We start from the raw sequence: 5,888 nt of genomic DNA, 5'->3' as shown, positions 1-5,888 counted from the left end.
CTGTTCCTGCCACAGGATAGGTGAACACACGATTGTTCGTACCCCAGCCACCACGGAACCAATTTTGTGGATCTCCATTCCCGCCAATGGTTTCAAGAGAGGGGTTGGTGATGAGATTGCTTGTTGGTGGCACAGTATTATCAACGGTTATGGTTATTGTATGCGTTGAATTATTTCCAGATGGATCGTGAGTCGTTGCTTTAAGGGTATGTGAACCGTTGGAAACAGTCGTTGTGTCCCAATTGAAAGAATACGGAGGTTGTGTGATTTGTCCTGTTATGGGAATCCCGTCAACAGCATAGAAAATATATGTTACTGCGGTGTCGTCTGTTGAAGAAGCGGTGAGAGTAATGGTCCCCGATACGGTTTGTCCTAGAAGGGGATTGGTAAATTCAACAATCGGAACATTTGTTTCAGAAGGCGTGCTCGTGCCGCTTACATACATTTCTGCATCGTCTATTTCAACGAATCCCACGGCACTAATAAGGTGAAGGAAGGTGACATGCGTTCCGTCAGACGGCGGAGTAAAAGTTCCTGAAACTGTTTGCCATGCTAAAGAAGGTTGAATTTCTTTTGCCAACCCAAAGTAATGAAAACCGCCACCAGTAAGAGTGTATCGTCCAATGATGTCAGAAATAGTATTCGATCGGTAGTGATCTGTGTAGGTATATGTTGTGCCCGGAGTAACAGCGACTTGATCAAAATACCACTTTGCGTCACCAGTACCGTCTGCCGGATAATTTGTTATTTCAGTGCGTACCGCTTTCTGACCATTAAACCCAGTAACTGGATAGGTATGAATAGCTGTATTGTTACCCCAACTATTTGAAGTCCAAGCAAGAGGGTTCGCACCATTTTGAATTTCAAGCAATCCATTTTGAATAAGGTTTGTCGGCACAGTATTATCAACGGTTACTGTTATTCCTGTTGATACAGCAACATTTGAAGCTGCATCTCGAGCATGCGCAGAAAGTGTGTGTGAACCATTGGTAACGGTAGTTGTATCCCACACAAAATCGTAGGGACTTGTCATGTCTTCCGTGAGAACTGCCACATCATCAACAAAGAGAGTAACTCCCACTACGCCAACATCATCAGTAGCATTTACCGAAACAGTTATCGTACTTGAAGCAATACTTCCCGTGGAAGGCGTGCTTATGGAAACCACCGGAGAAGTGGTATCTGAAAGCGTAGACGCTAAGGTGAGAGAGTAGGTGTCTGTCGTAAGAATACCAACCCGATCTAATTCGTGAAAAACGGTAACGGTTTGTGCTCCAATCGGTGCAATGATATTTTTTTCAACCTTTGTTGGTATAGCCGTAGGGGGAACATCACCAAGGCTTTGATATTGAAACGTTCCATCAGAGAACCCAAATTGCGCAGTATACATACTAGGTGCATTTGCTGTGTAGTAGTTCGAGAAAACGTATTCTTCTCCTGGAGTAATAAAGACCGGGTCGAAGTACCATTTTGCACCACCGTTTGTATAGCTTGTGATTTCAAGTTGTACTGCTTTTGTTCCTTCGAATCCACTTACTGGATAAGTAAATATCGGATTTAAGTTTCCAAACCATCCCTGGAACCACTTAAAAGGTCTTCCCGGCAAGGGATCTTCAACCTCAACGGATGGATTGCTAATCAGGTTTCCAGAACTACCACCATTATTTAAATAGAGATTAATACTTCGGGCATTTGTTAACCCTCCACTGTCGGTAACAGTAAGCACCACCTCGGTGTATACATCAGTTGCTCCATGGTCTGGACCAAGAAACGAAGGATTTATTACTCCATCAAACTCTTGAATCATGTGGGTGTGAATATTGTGATGAAGAATTATTTGCCAATGGAACGCTGGAGCAGAAAGTGTTCCATCCTCTGGATCGGTAGCCGTACCATTGAGTTGAATCGTTTGATTTGCCATGTAGAGCATTCCGCTTGCGGGATTTGTAATTTGAGGAGAAGGCTCCTGATTACCAGCATTTATGGTGATACTTTTTGATGCGGATGATCCTTTATCATCTGTCAAAGTAAGACTAGCTGTGTATGTTCCATTTATTGTGTAGGTGTGTGTTGGGTTTGCACTTGTTTCCGTTCCGCTATCTCCGAAGTTCCAGCTGTAGGTAAGCGGGTCATTGTCAGGGTCGATAGATCCTACGCTTCCAAAATTAACAGTAAGGGGAGTGAGTCCCGATGTTGGGTTAGCAGAGATAGCGGGAACGGGACGTCGGTTTCCTGTTGTGTGGGTAAGGCGATTGAGGTCTCCTGTATAAATTGAGAGAAAATAAATATTTCCGTCGGGACCTGTTGAAATATCAACTGGTCCATTGGGTACTTGCCCCGCAGTATCATCCATAAAGTTCTCTACAGAAGTTGTCGTACTGCTTGCGGAAACGACAAGACGCTTTATCCAGTTCTGGGCGTAGTCACCGAAGAAAAATGAATTATTGTACTGTGCTGGGTACGCACCATTAGATGGAAATGAACCGGCAGTAATAGATCCGGCACCATTACTGTCATGGCCGTATACGTAGAGCGGGTTCGTAACGCTTGATGATGCGGTACAGTTGTATGTTGTGGTGTTCATGCCCTCATGACATGGCCAGCCAAAGTTTGCACCCGGAGTAACGAGATTCACTTCTTCCCAATCACTCCACCCTACATCTCCCAAGAAAAGTGATCCGGTTCCTGGTTCAAAATTAAAACGGAACGCATTGCGCAAGCCCAGCACATATACTTTAGAGATGTTAGCATTGGGATCGCCACTATAAAATGGATTGTCGAGAGGAGCGGTGCCATCGGCATTAATACGAATCATTTTTCCACCAAGGCTGTTGAGGTTTTGCGCGCGCAAAGCTCGAGAATCAACAGTGTCAAATGCCGAACCATCGCCAAAGGTTGCATACAGCTTATCGTCAGGACCAAAACGTAATCCTCCCGCTGAATGACTCATGGAATCCGAAGGAATACAATCTGATCCCGAGGGATAATCTTCACATGAAGGGAGAGCAGGAGATCCGCCAATCGTCCCCACAAGTACGATTTTACTTGATTCACTTGCGGTGTCTCCAATAACGGTGACACGTACAACTCTTCCAGTTTTTGGACCACTAAAATTTGAGCCCGGAGAATTTTCATATGTATAAGACAAATAAAGATATCCATTTGCCGCAAAATTTGGATCAACAGCCATACCAATAAGTCCACGGTCGCCGAAAGTATTAATATCAGTGAGTGTTATTGCCGGCGTGGGAAGGAGGGCGCCATTCTTCACGACTTGTACCGCGCCACCCTTTTCCGCGACAAAGATTCTTCCATCCGGCGCGAATGTCATTGCCGTAGGGAGAGTAAACCCACTTGCGATGAGCTCAACTTCAAACCCAGGTTCAAGGATGGCAGCTTCCGTAACATTTGAGAACGGAGTAAAAAAAGCGATGTGTACCAAAATAATAAAAGTCGCTAAAGTTTTTTTTGTATATGATTGCATGTTTTTAATGATTAATTGATGTCTTGTAAATAATTTCTTTGCTCATAAATATTTATTACTGCTACTTTTCCGGATTGAAAAAAACTAACAACATTAAATTTCTCTAACCCGAGTAATTTTTCTCCCGAATAGTCTTTCAGGTTTATCCATACCTCTTTTGTATATTTTCTGTGCCATTCATTCTCACCCTCACGAATACTTGTTTTAATGGCTATTCCAAAAAAGATAAGCATCATTGTTGATAGTCCCGTGACAATAGATACTGAAATAATCCGCTTAAGCGCAACACGGAAAATTGTTTCTCCCTTTTTAACTACCGGGGACACTCTTTTTTTCTTTTTGGCGAAGAAATCAGAAATTATTCCGATTATAATAACCGCGATATGGAAAATTAAAGAAAGTCCTGAAAATGGCGTCTTCATAATATTTTACATTACTACACGTTCTGGTTTAAACCATTGGAGATTATTTTGACGCAAGAAGATCTCTTTTATCATTTGTTCCAAAAAAATGTATGCATTGAGGAACACAAGGAGGAGATAGGGAAGAGGAACAATCAATAAATCCCACCTCTTTTCTTTCCACGTTGCAAAAATTGCAAAAGCTATGGCAACAATGAAATAAGAAATAATAAATGACAAGTAAAAACGAAGACTTAAAAAGGGTAAAATAAAAAGAAGAAGCGAAAACATTATCCCCTCAAGATACATGAGTGAAAGTTCGAAGGCGATTCTCGGTTTTTTTGTTACAAGATCGTGGTGTTTCAAAAGACATTGCCATCCCCCGCCAAACCATCGTCGCATTTGATTTATGTATGCGGGAAGTGTCACTGGGTCTTGGGTGAAAACTACTATCCTTCGGTCATAAAACACTCGCAATCCTTTTCTATGGAGGCGGTATGTAAAATCAAGATCTTCGGTGAGCGTATCGTGTTCAAAGGTAATGTGTTTAAAAAAATCTTTTGTACGGAACGCGCCTGCTGCGCCGGGGATCACGAACAAGAAATTTATATAATGTTGAGCAAGTTTGTGAAGGTTTTGTCCCACCGCATACTCGAATGCTCGGCATGCGGTAAGCCAATTGTATGGCATACTCCGCACATATCCAGCGACGGCAGTTATACTCGCATCTTGGAAATCTTCCTCAACATATCTCACAAAATTTTTATCAAGAATAGTATCGCCATCTGTGGCGATAAAAACATCACCCCCCACAAACGTAAGTCCATATTCTTGCGCGTGACTTTTATTTCCTGTTGCTTGCGCAATCGTAACCACTTTAATTTGATCCCCAAAGGAAGCAAGAATCTCCGCAGTACGATCCGTACTTCCATCATTAACAACCAGAATTTCGTCTGGTTTTCGTGATTGGTTCAAACAGGATTCAATAGTTGATTTAATTGATTTTTCCTCGTTATGACAGGGGATAAGAATGCTAATTTTCATACAAATTTTTGATTGTTAAATATTTTAATTTATGAAATATCGTCGATATAAAATAAGAGCACGGTCTAAATGGCCATGCTCTTACAAAACAAAGCACCAATTCGCTTCTCGCTTACGTGGCTCGTCAGAATACTATTTAAGACATCACCATGGGATCACCATCGTGATTTAAAAAATAAATTTTCTTTTTAAAAAAAAGAACTTCTTTGGATCGTGTCAAAAAACCGATAAGTCGTCGTATTTCGTATACTCAAGCTATCATAGGTTAAAGAATAAGTCAACCCCCCCCTACTACATTCAATCTGTTAGTGCAACACTTCAAATACGGAGGTACAAATACGGAGGCCCGACCTCCATATTTGTACCTCCGTATTTGAACTCCTGTGATTATTGGAGCTGACGGAGTCCATTTGGTAGAGGAGAGGGAAGAGGGGAACCTTGCTTTTTCTCTCCCGTCACTATATATTGAGCACCATGAAAAAACAGACAATTATTATCTTTCTCACAATTTTAGTTCTCATCGGACTGGGGTGGGTTGTGGTGGGGAAAAAGGGGGTTGAAGAGCCTGTTCTGGGTGACACAACTACCATGGCGACTACGACTGGAAAAATGATAGCCACTACAACTGAAACCACTAAAAATAATGTCCCGACAGCCACAAATATATATTCTAAAAAAGACGGGGAAACAAAAATAAAACCCGGTGTTATAAAAAATGGGATATACGAGACAGAAACTTTCACTTTGACAATTCCGGAAGACTGGAGACTTATTCAGGAAGAAGAACTTCCGTTTTCCGATGTTCACGCATCCGGCATCGATGCGATTTTTCAACTTGGTGATAAACAGTGCTACGAAATCTTTGCCGCTTCGACGACTCTTGTTGCAGCTCCTATTGGTAGTATGGGAATACGAGTAATCGACAACTCCATATTAGCCGCCACGGGATATGGTCGAAC

At 42.1% G+C, this 5,888-nt stretch carries 4 protein-coding genes; 1 reads left to right on the top strand and 3 read right to left on the bottom strand.

The features are described 5' to 3' along the window. The 3 genes from Q7S11_00655 to Q7S11_00645 all read right to left on the bottom strand — a co-directional run. Window positions 1-3,484 (bottom strand): PQQ-dependent sugar dehydrogenase (locus tag Q7S11_00655; protein ID MDO8572261.1); only part of this gene is annotated, 3,484 nt, incomplete at its 3' end. An 11-nt stretch (window positions 3,485-3,495) separates the two neighbouring features. After that, the gene (locus Q7S11_00650; protein ID MDO8572260.1) at window positions 3,496-3,906 is read right to left on the bottom strand and encodes a hypothetical protein; all 411 of its coding nucleotides are present in this window, start codon (window positions 3,904-3,906) and stop codon (window positions 3,496-3,498) included. 6 nt (window positions 3,907-3,912) lie between these two features. After that, window positions 3,913-4,929, bottom strand: a complete 1,017-nt coding sequence (locus tag Q7S11_00645) for a glycosyltransferase family 2 protein (protein MDO8572259.1) — start codon at window positions 4,927-4,929, stop codon at window positions 3,913-3,915. A 474-nt stretch (window positions 4,930-5,403) separates the two neighbouring features. Here Q7S11_00645 and Q7S11_00640 point away from each other — a divergent pair. Then, a partial coding sequence (locus Q7S11_00640; protein MDO8572258.1) for a hypothetical protein occupies window positions 5,404-5,888 on the top strand: 485 nt, incomplete at its 3' end.

Source organism: bacterium, assembly GCA_030648955.1.
Lineage (GTDB): Bacteria > Patescibacteriota > Minisyncoccia > Phycocordibacterales > JAUSHB01 > JAUSHB01.
This window is presented reverse-complemented; position numbering and strand designations above follow the sequence as displayed.